The sequence below is a fragment of the Arthrobacter sp. zg-Y1143 genome, assembly GCF_030125565.1.
In the GTDB taxonomy this organism is placed as follows: domain Bacteria; phylum Actinomycetota; class Actinomycetes; order Actinomycetales; family Micrococcaceae; genus Arthrobacter_B.
Genome location: NZ_JASKLW010000004.1, coordinates 208473 through 225477, shown reverse-complemented (window position 1 = coordinate 225477; position 17005 = coordinate 208473). Strand labels below are relative to the sequence as shown.

Sequence of the window (17005 nt, the reverse complement as noted above, 5' to 3'; positions counted from 1 at the left end):
GAATGAGAGGAAGGAAAAGGCCCGATGTAGCCTGTACCTATCCTAAAACGAAAGCGCCCGTGCCCCTATTCCACGGGTTGGTAACCTTCGGCCGGAACGGGTTCACCATCCCAGCCGGTGGTCGCCAGTATCCGCTGGGAAAGGACCCGCGCGGTGGTCTCCAGGTAGGTCTTGCCCAGATGGTCGTGGTCCATGTACACGAGCATGTTGCCCACGATGCCCGGGCACTCCCCCTCCGTGCACAGCCGGTCGCTCATATCCACCACAGCTGTCCCCGGAATCCGCTCGGATAAGCCCTCAAGCGGGGAAACCGGGGCCAGGACCCGGCTGCGCGGCATGCTGCAGCTCGCCGGATCCAGCTCGTTGCTTTCCAGGCACTGGACCATGTCGTAGTCGAAACGGGGGTTGTCGCGCAGGGCGATAACGCCGATCCCCGCCTCGGCGAAAGGCCGCACGCCGTCGTCGTAACCCGGGACCAGGACCTCCTCCGGCGAGCTTTCGCGTGTGAGCGATGCCACCGTAAACACGGCGTCGGGAGTTCTTTCCAGCACGTACCGTGCGGCGGCGGCATTAAAGGAATTGCATTCGGCACTGCGCTCCGGCACGTCGCCGCCGTAGCGGCAGCCGGGCTTGAGCACGGCGATCAGGTGCCACGAGTTCGTCCGGGCCACAGGACCCATCGCGGCCATCCACTGCTGGGCATGCGAGTCCCCGAGGACCACGATGGTGCGCTCGGCGCCCTCCGGCGACCCGATTTCCAGGCACTTGCCCAACAGCGGATCGGCAGGCGCGTACTCCGGCGCGCAGGCGCCGTCGAAGTCCGCCCATTCACTGCCGATGCTGCTCACGGCCGGTTTGAGCACGGCTTCAGCCGGCACGGACTCCACGAAGGCCGGATCCAGGGCCAGGGCACCCGGGTTTTCCGCCACGCCCTGGCTCATGACCTTGATCTGAGTCCCGTGCACCTGCCGCTGCCAGCCGGCCAGGGGTGCAGCCACCACGGCCAGCAGGGCGGCAATTACGACGGCGGAACGCCATCGTCCGGCTCCGCTCCAGGACAAGGACCGCACGGGCGCTTCCACGAACCGGGTACTGAGCACGGCCAGGACCAGGGACGCTGCGATGACCAGTGCACCGTCTACCGGCCCGGCGGAATCCTGCCCGGAATACACCAGCCAGAACACCAGGACCGGCCAATGCCACAGGTACAGGCCGTAGGAGCTGTTGCCCAGCTTCACCAGGGGCGGTGCGGCAAGGAAACGGTCCACCCCCGCCCTGCTGCCGGTCTGCCCCGCCACAATGATCATGGCGGCGGCCAGCAGGGGCCAGAGGGCAATATATCCGGGGAACTGCTGCTGGACCTGGAGCAGCACGCCGCAGCTGAGCATGGCAGCCAGGCCGACCCAGCCCATAATAATCCGGAGCAGGCGCGGCAGGTTGAGGTACGGCAGTGCCAGGGCCAGCAGCGAACCCAGTGCGAACTCCCACAGGCGGGTGCGGGTGTCGAAGTAGGCGTAGGCCTGGTTCACGGCAGTTTCGCGGACGGAAAAGGCCAGGGAGAGGGTAAAGACCGTGCCGAACACTGCCAGCAGTACCGGGCGGAAGCGCCATCCGAAGGCCGCCGCGGCCCCGGCAGCCAGGGCAAAGAGCAGGGGCCAGAGGATGAACACCTGGCCTTGGACCGACAGTGACCAGAAGTGCTGGAGCGGGCTGGCGCTGCTGTGGTCGCGGGCGTAGTAATCCACCGAGCCGTGGGCAAGGGTCCAGTTCTGCACATAAAACAGTGAGGACCAGGCCTGCCGGAACACGCCCGTCCAGTCGCTGGCCGGCAGCAGGACGCGGGCCGCAGCCAGCACGGCCAGCAGCACTGCCGCGGCGGAGGGCAGCAGCCGGGGAAACAGGTGCAGCCAATACCGGCCCAGCGCCAGCGGCCGGCCGGCTTCCATCTTCCGTACAAAGGACCCGGTGAGCAGGAACGCGGACAGGAGCAGGAAAATATCCACGCCGCCGGAAACCCGGTCCAGCCACACGTGGTAAACCATCACCAGCACCACGGCGAGGGCGCGCAGGCCCTGCACTTCGGGCCGGTAGCGCCGCTCCTGCTGGTGTGTGTCCGGCACCCGCTGCCCTTCTGTTCTGGAACATATAACCGGAAGAGTTTACCCGCTGCGTAAGCCCGGCCCCGCAGCCCGGACAGCGCAAGGCCCCGCCGCGGAAGGGTTTCCGGGGCGGGGCCAGGTGCCTGGTGAGGGCGGCTGTTCAGCTAGTGCTGGTGGCCGTGGTCCTCGTCTTCCTCGGCAGGCTTCTCCACCACGAGGGCTTCGGTGGTGAGCACCAGCGAAGCGATCGAAGCGGCGTTGCGCAGGGCCGAGCGGGTGACCTTGACGGGGTCGATGATGCCGGCGGCAATCAGGTCCTCGTACTCGCCGGTGGCGGCGTTGAAGCCGTTGTTGACCTTCAGCTCACCGACCTTGGCGACTACGACCATGCCTTCGGCGCCGGCGTTTTCAGCGATCCAGCGCAGCGGCTGGGCCAGTGCGCGGCGCACCAGCGAAACCGCGGTGGCGGCGTCGCCTTCGAGCTTCAGGACCTCCGGGTCGGTGTCCAGGACCTGCGAGGCGTGGACCAGCGCGGAACCGCCGCCGGCCACAATGCCTTCTTCCAGGGCTGCACGGGTGGAGGAAACAGCATCTTCGATGCGGTGCTTCTTTTCCTTCAGCTCCACCTCGGTGGCTGCGCCGACGCGGATGACGCCGATGCCGCCGGAGAGCTTGGCCAGGCGTTCCTGCAGCTTCTCGCGGTCCCAGTCGGAATCCGTGCGCTCAATCTCCGCACGGATCTGTGCCACGCGGTCGGCAACGTCGGCTTCGGAACCGGCGCCGTCAACAATGGTGGTGTTGTCCTTGGTGACGGTGATCCGGCGGGCCGAACCCAGGACCTCCAGGCCAACCTGGTCCAGCTTCAGGCCCAGATCGGGGCTGACCACCTGTGCGCCGGTGAGGGTCGCGATGTCCTGCATCATGGCCTTGCGGCGGTCGCCGAAGCCCGGAGCCTTGACGGCAACCACGTTCAGGGTGCCGCGGATCTTGTTGACCACCAGGGTGGACAGGGCTTCGCCGTCGACGTCTTCGGCAATGATGAACAGCGGCTTGGAGGTCTGCAGCGCCTTTTCCAGCAGCGGCAGGAACTCGGCAACCGAGGAGATCTTGCCGGAGTTGATCAGGATCAGCGCGTCTTCGAGGACGGCTTCCTGGCGCTCCGGATCGGTGACGAAGTACGGCGAGAGGTAGCCCTTGTCGAACTGCATGCCTTCGGTGATGGCCAGTTCGGTCTGCGTGGAGGAGGACTCCTCGATGGTGATCACGCCGTCCTTGCCGACGGTGTCGAAGGCCTGCGCCAGCAGTTCGCCGATCTCGGTGCTCTGCGCGGAGATGGCGGCCACGTGGGCCACCTGGTTGCCTTCAACTTCCTTGGCATTCTCCAGAAGGCGCTTGGCAACGGCGTCCACGGACACCTCGATGCCGCGCTTGAGCTGCCCGGGAGCAGCACCGGCGGCAACGTTGCGCAGGCCTTCCTTGACCAGGGCCTGCGCCAGGACGGTGGCCGTGGTGGTGCCGTCGCCGGCAACATCGTTGGTCTTGGTGGCTACTTCCTTGGCCAGCTGTGCGCCAAGGTTCTCGTACGGGTCATCGAGCTCGACTTCGCGGGCAATCGTGACGCCGTCGTTGGTGATGGTGGGAGCGCCCCAGGACTTAGCCAGGACGACGTTGCGGCCGCGCGGGCCGAGGGTCACCTTGACTGCGTTGGCGAGCTTATCAACGCCGGCTTCCAGCGAGCGACGGGCGGAGTCATTGAACTCCAACTGCTTTGCCATGTGTGTGTCCTTTCCGACAACTACATCTGCACCTGCATCAGAAAACCCCGGCCAGGATGTGGCCGGGGTTTTCCGGGGGGAACTACTTTACGACGACGGCCAGCACGTCGCGGGCGGACAGCACCAGGTACTCCTGGCCACCGTGCTTGACTTCGGTTCCGCCGTACTTGGAGTAGATGACTACGTCGCCTTCGGCAACGTCAACCGGGATGCGGTTGCCGTTGTCGTCAACGCGGCCGGGTCCAACTGCAACTACTTCGCCCTCCTGGGGCTTTTCCTTGGCAGTGTCCGGGATAACGAGACCGGAAGCAGTGGTCTGCTCGGCCTCGAGGGGGCGGACAACAATACGATCTTCAAGGGGCTTAATAGAGACCGACACTCGGGCTCTCCTTTGCGTAGTTTCTAACAGAATGGGGCCGTTGGTTGGCGCTGGCCGTCGTCGCGGTGCCGGTTCGCGCTGTCCCTTCGGGAGTTAGCACCCTCACGTTCGGAGTGCTAAGTGAGACTTTATGCAACGGTTAGCACTCGGTCAAGGTGAGTGCCAGCGCAGGCCGATTCCCGCCGTCTCCGGCGGTCCATTGCGCGGCTAATGCCGGGAAAGCTGATTTGCTTAGGCTTACCTAAGCGGGATAGTTTTCATCTGCGCGCATCATTAGAAAACATTTCTGTGCCCTATTTCCGAAACAGGCACCACGACTCTTACCGGAGCCCCCATGATCACCACGTCCCGCCTGCTGGCCGGAACCGCCCTTGTGTCCCTCCTGGCCCTCAGCGCCTGCTCCACCGAAGCCGCAGAAGCCGACGCCGAGTCCACGCAGGCCTCCACCGTGACGGTCGAGCACGCGCAGGGCAGCACCGAAGTACCGGTGAACCCCGAGACCGTCTACACCTTCGACCTCGGTGCGCTGGACACCATGGATGCACTCGACATTGACGTCGACGGCGTCCCGGCAGCCAACTTCCCCGAGAGCCTGTCCAAGTACGCGGCGGATGACATCACCAAGATCGGCAGCATGAAGGAGCCGGACTTCGAAGCCATTAGCGCCGAGGCCCCGGATTTGATCATCATTTCCGGCCGCGTTGCGGATTCCTATGCGGAACTGAACAAGATCGCCCCGACCATCGACCTGAGTGTCGACAACACCGATGCGTGGAACTCCTTCGAGGAAAACACCCGGACCATCGGAAAGATCTTCGGCAAGGACGACATGGTCGAGGACAAGCTCTCGGCGCTGGAGTCCAAGGTCGGGGACACCAAGAAGCTGGCAGCCGACGCCGGCAACGGCCTGATCGTGATGACCAGCGGCGGCGAAATGACCGCCTACGGCGCCGGCTCGCGTTTCGGCATCATCCATGACGTCCTCGGCGTCGAGCCCGCTGCCGAAGTGAAGACCGAAGGCGCCCACGGCGAGTCCGTGTCCTTCAACTACATTGCCGACACCAACCCCGACCACTTGTTCGTGATTGACCGGGACGTTGCCGTCGGCGAATCCGGCGAAGCCGCGTCCGCCGTGCTGGACAACGAACTGGTCAAGAGCACCAAGGCTGCTCAGAACAACAACATCACCATGCTGGACTCCGCCAGCTGGTACCTGGTCGGATACGGCCTGACCAACGTCGACTCGATGGTTTCCACCATCCACGACGCCCTCTAGCCGCACCTCCCCCGCTCCGCGGCCCGGCACCTGTGCCGGGCCGCGGAGGAACTGGACATCACTATGACCGCTACCGCCGCGCCGCCGGCACCAGCCCCCGCCGCCGTTGAACGGCGGCGCTTTGTGCGTTCGGCCTCCGGACTCGCCGCGGGTGTATGCATTGTTATCCTCCTGGCAGCCCTCAGCCTCTTTGTGGGCGTGGGCGACCTGTCCCTGTCCTCGCTGCTTGCCGGGGATCCCACCACGCAGATGCTCTTCTGGGCCAGCCAATTCCCCCGCACCCTGAGCATCGTCCTGGCAGGCATGGCCCTGAGCGTGGCCGGCCTGATCATGCAGCTGATGGCCCGCAACAAGTTCGTGGAGCCCTCCACTGTGGGAACGGTGGAATCGGCGCAGCTGGGCATCCTCGCCGTCACGGTGCTGCTGCCGGGTGCGTCCATGTTCCTGAAGATGTCCGCGGCCTCGGTCTTCGCCGCTGCCGGGACCGCACTGTTCCTGCTGGTCCTGCGCCGGATTCCGTTGCGCAACACCCTGATTGTCCCCCTGGTGGGAATCATGCTCGGCGGCGTCATTTCCGCCGTCACCACGTTCTTCGCCTACCGCACCGACCTGCTGCAGACCCTCAACAGCTGGATGATCGGCGACTTCTCAGGTGTCCTGCGCGGACGCTACGAGCTGCTGTGGATTGTGGGCGCCCTGACCCTGATCGGCTACCTTGCCGCAGACCGCTTCACCGTGGCCGGCATGGGGGCGGATTTCACCACCAACCTCGGCCTGGACTACAACCGGGTCATGGCACTGGGCCTGGTCATCGTGTCCCTGATCAGTGCCGTGGTTGTGGTCAGCGTCGGCTCCATACCCTTCCTGGGACTGATCGTGCCGAACCTGGTCTCGCTGCTGATCGGTGACAACGTGCGCCGGGCTGTTCCCTGGGTTGCCGTGTTCGGTGCCGGTTTCGTGCTGCTGTGCGACATCATCGGCCGCACCATCCGCTACCCGTATGAAATTCCCGTAGGCGTTATTGTGTCCGCCGTCGGCAGTGTCATCTTCCTGTACCTTCTGCTGCGCAAACGGGGTTCCCGTGCCTGAGTCCTCCCCCAGCGTGCTGCCCGCAGCCCTCACGGAGCACCGGCGCCGGCCGGTCCGGACGGTGCCGGCGAAATTCTGGATCATCACCCTGGGCGTGGTGGCTGCGGCCCTCGTCGCCGTGTTCATGACCATCGAGCTCCGCGGCAACCTGGGCTACATCCTGCCCCGGCGTGCCGTGAAGGTGGGTTCCATGATCCTGGTGGCCTACGCCGTCGGCGTCTCCACGGTGCTGTTCCAGACCGTGACTGCCAACCGCATCCTCACCCCCTCCATCATGGGCTTCGACGCCCTGTACGTCCTGATCCAGACCGTGCTCGTTTTCGCCCTGGGCGGCGGGGCGCTGCTGTCCCTGGGCGCCCCCGCCCGGTTCGGCATCGAAGTGCTGCTGATGGTGGGCTTCTCCTTCCTGCTGTACCGCTGGCTGTTCACCGGCGGGGGCAAGTCGCTGCACCTGATGCTGCTGGTCGGCATTGTCTTCGGCACCATGTTCCGCGGCTTCTCCTCGCTGCTGCAGCGGCTGATCGACCCGAGCGAATTCATCATCCTGCAGGACCTGTTCTTCGCCAGTTTCAACAACGTGGACGCCGGGCTGCTCGGCTATTCGGCCGTTGCCGTCGCCGTCGTCAGTGCCATGGCCTGGCGCATGCGGCACTCCTTCGACGTGCTGGCGCTGGGCCGGGAAACCGCAGTGAACCTTGGCGTGGACCACAAGCGCGCGGTGACCGCCACGCTGGTCATCTGCTCCGTGCTGGTGGCGGTGTCCACCGCCCTGGTGGGCCCGGTGACCTTCTTCGGCCTGCTCGTCGCGTCCCTGGCCTACCAGCTGTGCGCCCAGTTCCGCCACGCAGCTGTCCTGCCCATTGCCGTGCTCCTGGGCATCATTGCCCTGGTGGGCGGGCAGCTGGTGCTGGAGCGGATCTTCGACTTCGATACCGCCCTGAGCATCGTCATTGAATTCGTGGGCGGCATTGTCTTCCTCATCCTGCTCCTGCGGGGATCGGTGAAATGATCCCGTCCCCGCTGCACCGCCAGAAAGGCCCCGCATCATGATTTCCGTTTCCGGCGTGACCAAACGCTACTCCTCCGCCGTCGTGGTGGACGGTGTCAGCTGCGAAATCAAGGAAGGCGGCATCACCTCGATCATTGGACCCAACGGCGCCGGCAAATCCACGCTGCTTTCCATGATCAGCCGGCTGCTGGGGATGGACTCGGGGACGGTCACCGTGGACGGGCTCGACGTCGTCACCACGCCGGGGCGCGACCTTGCGAAGAAGATGGCCATCCTGCGCCAGGACAACCAGCTCACTGTCCGCCTGACTGTGCGGGACCTGGTCGGGTTTGGCCGCTACCCGCACAACGGCGGACGTCCCGGGCCTGCGGACAAGGCCCACATCGATACCGCCATGGAGTACCTGGACCTGACTGCCCTGGCGGACAAGTTCGTGGACGAGCTGTCCGGCGGCCAGCGCCAGCGCGCGTTCATTGCCATGGTGCTGGCCCAGGACACGGACTACCTGCTGCTGGATGAGCCGCTGAACAACCTGGACATGAAGCACTCCGTGGAAATGATGCGGCTGCTGCGCCGGCTTACCGACGACTTCGGCAAGACCGTGGTGCTGGTCATCCACGACATTAACTTCGCGTCCTGCTATTCGGACGACATCATCGCCATGTGTGACGGCCGGCTGATTCATCAGGGGCCGCCGTCGGACATCATGCGCCCGGAAGTCCTGAAGGACATTTACGACATCGATATCCGGATCGAGGAAATTGAAGGCAACCGGATAGGCGTGTACTTCGCCTGACCGGCCCCGATCAGCGGCCCTGCCCGCGTTGCTGCTGCTTCCGCCCGCCACGGCCGCGGCTCGCCGGCAGCGCAGAGCCGAGCTGCTCGGGGAGAGCATAAACGAGGCACATGAGGATGTCCTGGAGCGTGGAAGATGCAATCGCCTCAAGCGCCGTGCCGGCGCCGGGCAGTGACTGTGCGGCCCAAATGCCGGCCCCGGCAGCGCTGATCCAGGTGAATCCCTGCCCCGAGGACTGGTCGGCCAGGGTCCATTCCGTCCAGTCCGTTTCCAGCATGTCCCGGATCTCTGCGCCGGCTCCCTCCGGGTACGGCAACCGGAAACCGTTCAGCCGGTCCTCATACTCCCGCGCGTCAAGAACCAGGACCTGATGCCCTCCCGGTGCGGCGGCGGATCCGGGCCCTGCGTGCGGTGACGCGGCCCGGCGGGCCAGTACAGGTGTCAGGCTGCCCAACGGCAGCAGGGACAGCTGCTCGTTTCCGCTGGACGCGCGGGGCCCGGAGAGCAAATCCGGTCCCGTGAGCACGTCGGTTCCCGTAAGCAGCAGTGCCTCGCGTTCTCCGGTCCAGATGTCCAGCCTGGTGCTGCTGCCATAATTGCGGCTGCACAGTGCCAGCCTTCTATCGGCCCGTCGCCAGGGCCCGGCCAGGCGGTGTCCCCGGGCGGTGAGGAAAGCATCTGCAGTCAGCAGGTCCGCGTCCTGCAGTTCGGCCACCGCAGCCGGCTGCAGCCTCCGACGACGCCGTTCCACGGCCGCGCGCGAAACCATGGCCGCCAGTAACTCCAGCGCCGATGCTGAAAGCATGAAACTGTCCAGCGCTTCCGGGAGTGTCCCCTGAGCGGGAGCGGGTGCGGGAAAGGGCCCAGCCGGCTGTGTGCGGGCGGTACTGTGCCGGGCGGTACTGTGCCGGGCACTAATTTCCCCGGTGGTGCGGCCGTATACCGGCATTGTTGCTGCCCCCTGATTGACGTGTGGTTCCAACGTACGGGCGGAGGCAAAAACCGTCGATGGGTAGAACTACCCATCGACTACCTGCCCCGCACCGTGCACCATGAAGCCCATCGGCAAATACGCAGGCCCGGCGGCCGGTTAACCGCCCCTTGTATTGCGCCGCCCCAGACCGTTCTCCTAGGTTGGGACCCCAAGCTTCCGCCGCCCGCAAGGAAAGGACCTGCCGTGGACCCCAAACTCCGTGTGGCCATCCGGCTCGACCTCGATCTCCAGCAGGCACGGCTGGTGGTGCACGGGCGGGTCACTGACCAGAACTGCAGGGTGCTGTACGTGCTGGCGCGCCGAGCCAACGCCACCCTTCCGGGCCTCAACGTAGTCCTGGACCTGCGCCGGGCCGTTGTCACCGAGAGCGCCATGGCCGGCCTGACCCGCAGCTCCGAAACGGGCGAACTGCCGGTGCTGACGGGGCGGCCGGAGACGGAGGCACTTGCACCTCGGCAGCTGAGCATCCTGGCTCCGGCGGCTTAGCCCTCCGGACGCCTCCAGCCTTCCGCCACTGCTCAGCGGGTGGGCGCCCCGTTCCCCGGGCGGTGGACAATGTCCTCGAGGGATCGGGCGTGTAGCCATGCGGAAGGGACATCCGCACCGAGATCCAGCGGTGCTCCCGTTGCTGCAGTATGAACCGTTCTGGTGATGGCATCCCAGACCAGGGAGGACGGCTGCGCATCCAGCCGGATACCGCCGTCGGCCGGGATCACCGAGTAGTGGCCTGCCTCGCCGGCATGAAGCCAGCGGAAGCCGGCATTGGCCTCGATATGGGTAATGTCCCAGCTCGTCCACTGGGCGGCCCACAATCGGTGCTCCGCTTCCCCGGCGCTGGGGGCAGGGACAGACGAGGAAGCTACCCTCGCGTGGAACACTCCTTCGCTCACGACAAGCGGATCATGCCGCATGGCCCATGCCGGAGCCACGCCGGCCCATGATGCCAGGACCAACGGCAGAAGGGCGGGGGGAAGTATACGGACTTCGCGTTCCCTGGGCCCATAAGCCGGCTCGGAGGACGGACCGAAGAACGACGGACCGGCGACCAACAAAGCCAGCCCTTCACCGATCCACACGTCCGCCGCTGTTTCCTCGTTACCGCGCCTGGCTGTAAGGGACAGCCTGGCGACGGGATCAGTGAGAGGATAGAGGCAAGCGGCACCCTTCTCAGTGACATGCCCCTCGGCGGTCAGCAGCCCGGCCTCCACCAGTTCCGCCGCTGCAGACCGGTTGCCGGCAAGATCAAACCGGCCCAGTTTCTTCCGTCCTTGAAGGTTCTGCAGGAGGTCGGCGGCAGCAGCGGTCAACAGCCACCCCTCCGGTTGGTAAGGCTGTTCAGCGCTGACCCGGGTGAGGTCCTCGAGATAGGTTCCACGCTGCTCCGAGGCGAAAACGTCGGGACGGGGATCCATGTTCCCGTCCAGGTCCGCTCCGTCCGGAATCCGGTTACTGCCGTGGCCGGTGATTGTCAGTTGGTCAACCAGGTATTCGATGAGGGTCTTTTGCCCGGTGTGGTCCTCCAAGGCATAGCTGCCGGTCGCTTCAACTACCCCTGCACCGAGCACCCAGATCCACCGGTCCACGCATACGGTTTGGCCGTCTCCCTGATAGACGAAACGCTGCCTTCGTCCGGGGACGGCCCGCCCCAGCGACGGGTCAAAAACCTTGGGCCATTCGTCCACGGACAGAACGTGGAGTGCGGCGAACTGAGCCATGGTGGCGGCAAGCCCCGTGGACGCCACCCATTCCAGCGGATGGCCATCGTTCCGCCCGATGCGAATCACAAGGTTGGGGCGGAAATGGCCCTCCGGTACCGGTGGGTGCGCCAGTACCCAGGTGTCATCGGGGCCTTCCTCCTGCACCCATCCCGGAGGAAGGGCAGCGTTCACCCCGCGAAAGCTGACCGGAGAAAAACCTGAAAACAGATCCAATGGGTGCCCCTATAGTTGTCGACGAATAAAGCCGGCGCGCCGGTAAGCGGATCAGGCGTTCACTCAGCGCTTACGGATCCGGCTTGGATTTCCTTCCGCCGCTTCCGATCGGCCTGCCGCGCCCGCTTTCGCTCGGCATTTTCTTCCCGGATAAACCGGGGCTTGAGGAAATTCGGCATCCAGAAACCACCAATCACCCCTATAAAACCGCTCAGCAGAGTAACACAGGCAATCACCATTATGGCGAATTCATTGATATCGGCGGCTAAGGCCATCTGCGAGAGGGGAATGAGGATGAAAAAAAGTCCAATGTAGGTGGACGCCAGGGCAGGTTCACCACTCCGAAAGCTGTTCAGCACCGCTCGGAACGCCAGGAAACGACCGTTATAGACCAAGAGCCCAACCACCATCAGAAACCCGCCGAAGGGCAGGGAAAAAATCGCAAGGAAAAGGTCCTCTTTCAAGGGGATCACCTGTCTCTGTCTGTAGGCACCTGCGGGTCACGCTGGAATGCGGCGCAGAATTGGAAGATACCCCAGGTCCGGGTCATCGTCCGAATACGCTCTTGAACATAGCTGCGCCGGCCTTGCCAATGGCACCTTCTACAGCTTCCTTGGCATCGCTGACAAGTTCTTTGGCCTTGGCGGCGGCTTTCTCTACCTTTTCGTTCTCGGTAACAGCATTCCAAAGATTTTGCACTCCGTCACCTGCCGCCTGTGTCAAGCTACGGCCACCAAAGATATCCAACTCGGTGTCCACCGCCCATGAAATGGCCATGCCGACGCCAAAGCCCACTACGGTCCCCACCGGGCCGCCGATCATCGTACCGACTGCGGCACCCGCATAGCCTGCACCCAGACCCGCGGCCACACTCGTCCCGGCACGGAAAATGGCTTTCTCATTCGCCTGGCCTTCAATGTCCGCCTCCGACATCCCGGGATTTGCTTCCCGCAGCCGGTTAATCTCATCCTGGCGTTCATTACCGAAAGTTAGCAGGCCCCCGCCGACCACCATCACGGGACCGGCTGCACGTGCCGCCTTGCCGATCTTCGTGGCATCACGGAATTCATCTGGGACAACGGCCCACTTGTCCGGGTTCGCATCCACGTATCTTGCGTAGCGCTGAGAGGCGTTATACAGCTTTTCGTTGACCTCGGGCCGGAGATCGTAGTAGTTGCGGGGGCCTGCAGCCGAGTGTGCACCCCGGGATTTCGCGCCGCCGCGCAACGTATCAACCGTATTAAGGATGAATCCACCGGTTTCAGTCGATGCGAAGGAGAAGAGCGGATTGGTTTCCCCCGTGGCCTCGGAAAGGGCCTGAACGCATTCCTGTTCCAGTTGGAGGATTTCGGCGGCAAGGGTGTTAACCCGGCCCTGGAGCAAATCACCCGCGGCACGCATCTGCGGTGCGTCTTCCTCGGTGCAGGCTGCGCTGTTGACGAAAGCATTATGGCCGGCGATATCGGCCAACAGGACAGCCCGCGCTCCTTCCAACACGGCAATGCCGTCGGCAAACGTCTCCAAGGCCCTTGCGGCCTGCACCGAAACAGCACTGACAAAGTTTCCATGCGGCGTGATGTCGGAGAACACGCCGTACACCTGGTCGGCCTCAGGGGCCATATAGGCAGTCTGCAAACCGTTCCATGCCGCCGAGACATCCAGGATGGCGTTTTCAAGCTGCGGGCCGGCATTCGAGAGTTCCCTGGCCCCGGCTTGCAGGTGCGCCGGCGAGGGCCAGCCGGACAAGCCTGTTGTGTCGATGGCCATGTCAAGACACCGCCGAAACGCTGCGGGCACCCGACGCTGCCGGGTCGTGATCCAGTTGCGGTACCTGGTTCACGCTCCGCCGGCCCGATTCGGCCATGTCCATGTCGCCCTGGATGTATGCGCTGACCGCTTGCCCCACACCGTCCACGGCATTTTCCACACGGGCAGCCGCGAATTGTCCCTGCTGGGAAAGCATTTCGCCCACTTCGATAAGCGCTGCTGCCACGGCAGCGCTCCCACAACTGTTAGCGGCGTCATCGTAGGCGACGTCGACCGCTCTGATTGCATTCCAAACGCCTTCGTCATCACGCGCCCTCGCCAATATCCCCGAGCACGTAGCAACATCTATGCTGTAACCGTTCAGACCCATGATTTACTGATCCCCCGATAGTTCATTTACAGGCCGCAAAACAATGTGCATTGTCCGGAACGGAACATTACCGGCGACCACCGCCTTTTACCATGGACAGAACTACCCATGGAAATGCTGCATATACCGGCCCGGCTACCGCAGGGCGGCCGAGGCGGCCAGCCGTGACACGGCCTCGGTAAGCACCTCGGGTGAACAGGCGAAATTCAGGCGGGCGAATCCGGCACCCTGCCGGCCGAACCGCAGTCCCGGTTCCAACGCCACCCGCGCATGGTCCAAGGCGAACGCAGCCGGATCATCTCCCCAGTCCGCCGCACCGAAGTCCAGCCAGGCAAGGTAGCCGGCCGACGGCGCACGGTAGCCGACCCCGGGCAAATGCTCCGCCAGCAGCTCCCCCAGCAGTATCCGGTTTTCCGCCAGTGATTCCATCACCCCGGCCAGCCAAGGGCCGCCGTCGTTGTACGCCGCTGTTGTGGCATGCAGGCCCAGGATGCTGGTGCGGGCGGACACTTCCGCCGGCATGGAGTCCAGCTGCAGCCGGGTCCGTTCACTTGCCGCCGCCATCACGGCGCACTTGGTGCCGGCAATGTTCCAGGCCTTGCTGGCGGCGGTGACGCAGATGCCGAACTCCCGCGCGTTGTCGGACACCGTGAGGTACGGGGTGAAGGAGTCTGGCGAATACGTCAGCGGAGCATGGATTTCGTCGCTGATCACGGCCACGCCGTACTTCGCGGACAGGTCGGCGAGCGCACGCAGGGTGCCGGCGGAGTGGACCAGTCCCAGCGGGTTGTGCGGATTGCACAGCAGCAGGGCATCAGCACCGCGGGCAAAGGCGCGCTCGATGTTGGCCAGGTCCAGCGTCCAGCCTTCTGCGCTGGGCAGCAGCGGCACTTCCACCACGGAGGCATCAGCTTCCACTGGCAGTTCGAAGAACGGCGGATACACCGGCGGGGTGATCACCACGCTGCCGTCCACCGGCACCGTCTGCCGCAGGCATTCCACAATCGCCACGCTCACGTCCGTAGTGCACCGGACATCCCCCGCCTCCACCGTCCAGCCCCAGGTCCGGGCAGCGAACCCGGCAAAGGCCTGCGCCACCATACCGGGCCCGGCGATGTAACCCGTGTCCGATGCCAGCACCCGGTCGATGACGGCCTGCTGCACGGGTTCGGCCAGCGGATAATCCATTTCGGCCACGAACAGGGGCAGCACGTCCTGCGGATACGTCTGCCATTTCCAGCTGGTCCGCTCCCGCAGTGCGGCCAGCGGCTCGGCGGAGATCTTCGTCATGCCGCCCAACCTACAGCTAACGCGGCTGCACGCAGAAGAACTAGGCTGGTGGGCATGCCTGATACTTCCCTTGCACACGTTCTGACCCCCGAGGGATGGCAGCTGCTGAACTCCCTGCCCCCGTATCTCGAATCCGAGTCCCTGAAGCTGAACACGGAGCTGCGCAAGGCCGGGCATTCCCCCGAGCTGGTGGCCGCCGTGCTGACCCAGGCGAAGCTGCGGATGAAGGCCCGGGCAAAGTTCGGCCCGTTCGCGGAGCACATGGTCTTCACCGCCCCGGGATTGGAGCAGGCCACCAGGCTCAATGTTGCGGCCCTGCATGCCCAGCGCTACCAGGCGGCCGGCCTGGCCAAGGTGGCCGACCTCGGCTGCGGAATCGGCGCCGATTCCCTGGCCCTGGCCACCCTGGACCGGCAGGTAACCTCCGTGGAGCTTGATGAGGTCACTGCCGCCGCGGCCACCATCAACCTGATGCCCTGGCCCGAGGCCACCGTGGTGCAGGGACGGGCGGAGGAGTTCGACCTGACCGGATTCGACGGCGTGTGGCTGGATCCCGCGCGCCGCACCACCTCGACGTCGGGAACCACCCGCATCTTTGATCCGGAGGCGTTCTCCCCTCCCCTGTCCTTTGTGGAGTCCCTGGCCGATTCCGGGCTGCCGGTAGGCGTGAAGATGGGCCCGGGCATTCCGCACGAGGCGCTGCCGGCGAACTGCGAAGCGCAGTGGGTCTCCGTGGACGGCGACGTCACGGAAGCCACGCTGTGGTTCAACGCGCTCCGCCGCGACGGCGTCCGCCGGGCGGCGCTGGTTATCGGCGCCGCCGGTGCCGCTGAACTGACCTCACCGGTGGATTACGACGCCGGCGCCCAGGACGTGCAGGTGGGTCCGGCCGAGGGCTACCTCTACGAACCCGACGGCGCCGTGATCCGTGCCGGGCTGGTGGCCGATGTCGCCCGCACATTGGAGGGGCATCTGCTGGATGAGCACATTGCCTACATCTGCGCACCTGAGCTGCGCGAGACGCCGTTCGCCCGGGCCTACCGCATCCTCGAGGTGCGCCCCTACAACGTCAAGGCGCTGAAGGCCTGGGTGAAGGAAAACCGCATCGGCGTGCTGGATATCAAAAAGCGCGGCATGTCCGTGACGCCCGAGGAAGTACGCAAGGCCCTGCTCGCCGGTTCCGGAAGGGGACCGGGCAAAGCGGACAACAAGGCCACACTGGTCCTCACCCGGATTGGGGAAGACCGTGTGGCCCTGGTGGTGGAGCCGGTCCCCGCCGCCTGAGCCGCATACCGGGAGCCGCCGGCGGCCGGCGGGGACGCTCCCTCAGGCGCGGGAGAACTCGCTGGCCGCCCGGACCTGCTCAGGCGTGGGCCGCACACCCGTGTAGAGCACAAACTGCTCCTCGGCCTGGATGGCAATGACCTCCGCGCCGGTGATGACCGGTTTGCCGGCAGCCCGCACGGCCGTGATCAGCGGGGTCTCGGCAGGCAGCGCGACGACGTCGAACACCACCTTCGCGGCAGCCACGGCGTCGTCAGTGAAGGACTGCACGTCCTCGTCCCGGCCCGCCATGCCCAGCGGTGTCACGTTGATGAGCAGGTCCGCCGTCGAGGTTCCCGGGTCCGGCTGCCACGCGAAGTCATACAGGTCCGCCAGCGTCCGCCCGGCGGCCTCGTTGCGGGCCGCCACGGTGACGTCGGAGAAGCCCGCATCCCGCAGGGCCGCGGCGACAGCCTTGGCCATGCCGCCGGACCCGCGCAGCAGCACTGAGTGCGAGGCCGGGACGCTGTGGTCCCGCAGCAGCCGGGCGATGGCGAGGTAGTCCGTGTTGTAAGCGGTGAGCACGCCGTCGTCGTTGACGATGGTGTTCACGGAGTCGATGGCCTTGGCAGAAGGGTCCATCCGGTCCACCAGTGCAATCACCTCCTCCTTGTACGGCATGGACACCGCCGCGCCCCGGATCGGCAGCCCGCGCACCCCGGCAATGGCCTGCGCCAAGTCTGCAGGGGCGAAGGCCTTGTAGACGTAGTTCAGGCCCAGCTCGTCATACAGGTAGTTGTGGAAACGGGTTCCGATGTTGCTCGGCCTGGCGGCCAGGGAGATGCACAGGGTCATGTCTTTGTTCAGGATCGGCATCTGTCCATTATGGCTGCCGGCACGGCTGCAGCTCGCGCCGGTCCCGCGGCGCAGGACCGGTTCGGCGTAACAGGTCTGCCGGTGCTGTCCG

16 protein-coding genes are annotated in these 17005 nt (G+C 65.1%); 6 read left to right on the top strand and 10 right to left on the bottom strand.

The window, feature by feature from the left end; all coding sequences use genetic code 11:
• Nucleotides 1-65: 65 nt before the first annotated feature.
• The 3 genes from QNN98_RS05170 to groES form a co-directional block, all read right to left on the bottom strand.
• Entirely contained in the window at nt 66-2120 is a 2055-nt protein-coding gene (locus QNN98_RS05170; protein ID WP_283996435.1) for an acyltransferase family protein, read from the bottom strand.
• A gap of 143 nt (nt 2121-2263) precedes the next feature.
• Nucleotides 2264-3874, bottom strand: coding sequence for a chaperonin GroEL (gene groL / locus QNN98_RS05165; RefSeq protein WP_227925068.1), 1611 nt, complete (start codon nt 3872-3874; stop codon nt 2264-2266).
• An 82-nt stretch (nt 3875-3956) separates the two neighbouring features.
• Nucleotides 3957-4253, bottom strand: coding sequence for a co-chaperone GroES (gene groES, locus QNN98_RS05160; protein ID WP_146361179.1), 297 nt, complete (start codon nt 4251-4253; stop codon nt 3957-3959).
• 334 nt (nt 4254-4587) lie between these two features.
• Here groES and QNN98_RS05155 point away from each other — a divergent pair, with 334 nt between their 5' ends.
• The 4 genes from QNN98_RS05155 (at nt 4588) to QNN98_RS05140 (ending at nt 8423) form a co-directional block, all read left to right on the top strand.
• A complete protein-coding gene (locus tag QNN98_RS05155) occupies nt 4588-5529 on the top strand; it encodes a siderophore ABC transporter substrate-binding protein (RefSeq protein WP_283996434.1) in 942 nt (313 codons plus the stop codon).
• Nucleotides 5530-5592: 63 nt separating this feature from the next.
• Nucleotides 5593-6618, top strand: coding sequence for an ABC transporter permease (locus tag QNN98_RS05150; RefSeq protein ID WP_283996433.1), 1026 nt, complete (start codon nt 5593-5595; stop codon nt 6616-6618).
• Nucleotides 6611-7627 (top strand): iron chelate uptake ABC transporter family permease subunit, encoded by a 1017-nt coding sequence (locus QNN98_RS05145; protein WP_227912862.1) that lies wholly within the window; start codon nt 6611-6613, stop codon nt 7625-7627. The genes QNN98_RS05150 and QNN98_RS05145 overlap by 8 nt, the downstream gene beginning before the upstream one ends.
• A gap of 37 nt (nt 7628-7664) precedes the next feature.
• Nucleotides 7665-8423, top strand: a complete 759-nt coding sequence (locus tag QNN98_RS05140) for an iron ABC transporter ATP-binding protein (RefSeq protein WP_283996432.1) — start codon at nt 7665-7667, stop codon at nt 8421-8423.
• A gap of 10 nt (nt 8424-8433) precedes the next feature.
• Here the strand turns inward: QNN98_RS05140 and QNN98_RS05135 are convergent, their stop codons facing one another.
• Nucleotides 8434-9228 carry a hypothetical protein gene (locus tag QNN98_RS05135; protein WP_283996431.1) on the bottom strand — a complete coding sequence of 265 codons (795 nt, stop codon included), beginning with the start codon at nt 9226-9228 and terminating at the stop codon, nt 8434-8436.
• A 372-nt stretch (nt 9229-9600) separates the two neighbouring features.
• On the opposite strand from QNN98_RS05135, the gene QNN98_RS05130 reads away from it, so the two are divergent.
• Nucleotides 9601-9903 (top strand): hypothetical protein, encoded by a 303-nt coding sequence (locus QNN98_RS05130; RefSeq protein WP_227912854.1) that lies wholly within the window; start codon nt 9601-9603, stop codon nt 9901-9903.
• 32 nt (nt 9904-9935) lie between these two features.
• Here QNN98_RS05130 and QNN98_RS05125 read toward each other — a convergent pair whose 3' ends face one another.
• The 5 genes from QNN98_RS05125 to QNN98_RS05105 all read right to left on the bottom strand — a co-directional run bounded on the left by QNN98_RS05125 (nt 9936) and on the right by QNN98_RS05105 (nt 14775).
• On the bottom strand, nt 9936-11306 hold the full coding sequence (locus tag QNN98_RS05125; RefSeq protein WP_283996430.1) for a hypothetical protein: 1371 nt from the start codon (nt 11304-11306) through the stop codon (nt 9936-9938).
• A 101-nt stretch (nt 11307-11407) separates the two neighbouring features.
• Nucleotides 11408-11812: a hypothetical protein gene (locus QNN98_RS05120; RefSeq protein WP_283996429.1), complete on the bottom strand. Its 405-nt coding sequence runs from the start codon at nt 11810-11812 to the stop codon at nt 11408-11410.
• An 82-nt stretch (nt 11813-11894) separates the two neighbouring features.
• A complete protein-coding gene (locus tag QNN98_RS05115) occupies nt 11895-13115 on the bottom strand; it encodes a hypothetical protein (protein WP_283996428.1) in 1221 nt (406 codons plus the stop codon).
• 1 nt (nt 13116) lies between these two features.
• Entirely contained in the window at nt 13117-13485 is a 369-nt protein-coding gene (locus QNN98_RS05110; protein WP_283996427.1) for a DUF6507 family protein, read from the bottom strand.
• Between the two features lie 135 nt (nt 13486-13620).
• Nucleotides 13621-14775: a MalY/PatB family protein gene (locus QNN98_RS05105; RefSeq protein ID WP_227925076.1), complete on the bottom strand. Its 1155-nt coding sequence runs from the start codon at nt 14773-14775 to the stop codon at nt 13621-13623.
• A 54-nt stretch (nt 14776-14829) separates the two neighbouring features.
• On the opposite strand from QNN98_RS05105, the gene QNN98_RS05100 reads away from it, so the two are divergent.
• Nucleotides 14830-16059 (top strand): class I SAM-dependent methyltransferase, encoded by a 1230-nt coding sequence (locus tag QNN98_RS05100; protein ID WP_227925077.1) that lies wholly within the window; start codon nt 14830-14832, stop codon nt 16057-16059.
• 42 nt (nt 16060-16101) lie between these two features.
• Here the strand turns inward: QNN98_RS05100 and QNN98_RS05095 are convergent, their stop codons facing one another.
• Nucleotides 16102-16914 (bottom strand): shikimate 5-dehydrogenase, encoded by an 813-nt coding sequence (locus QNN98_RS05095; protein WP_227925078.1) that lies wholly within the window; start codon nt 16912-16914, stop codon nt 16102-16104.
• Nucleotides 16915-17005 lie beyond the last annotated feature (91 nt).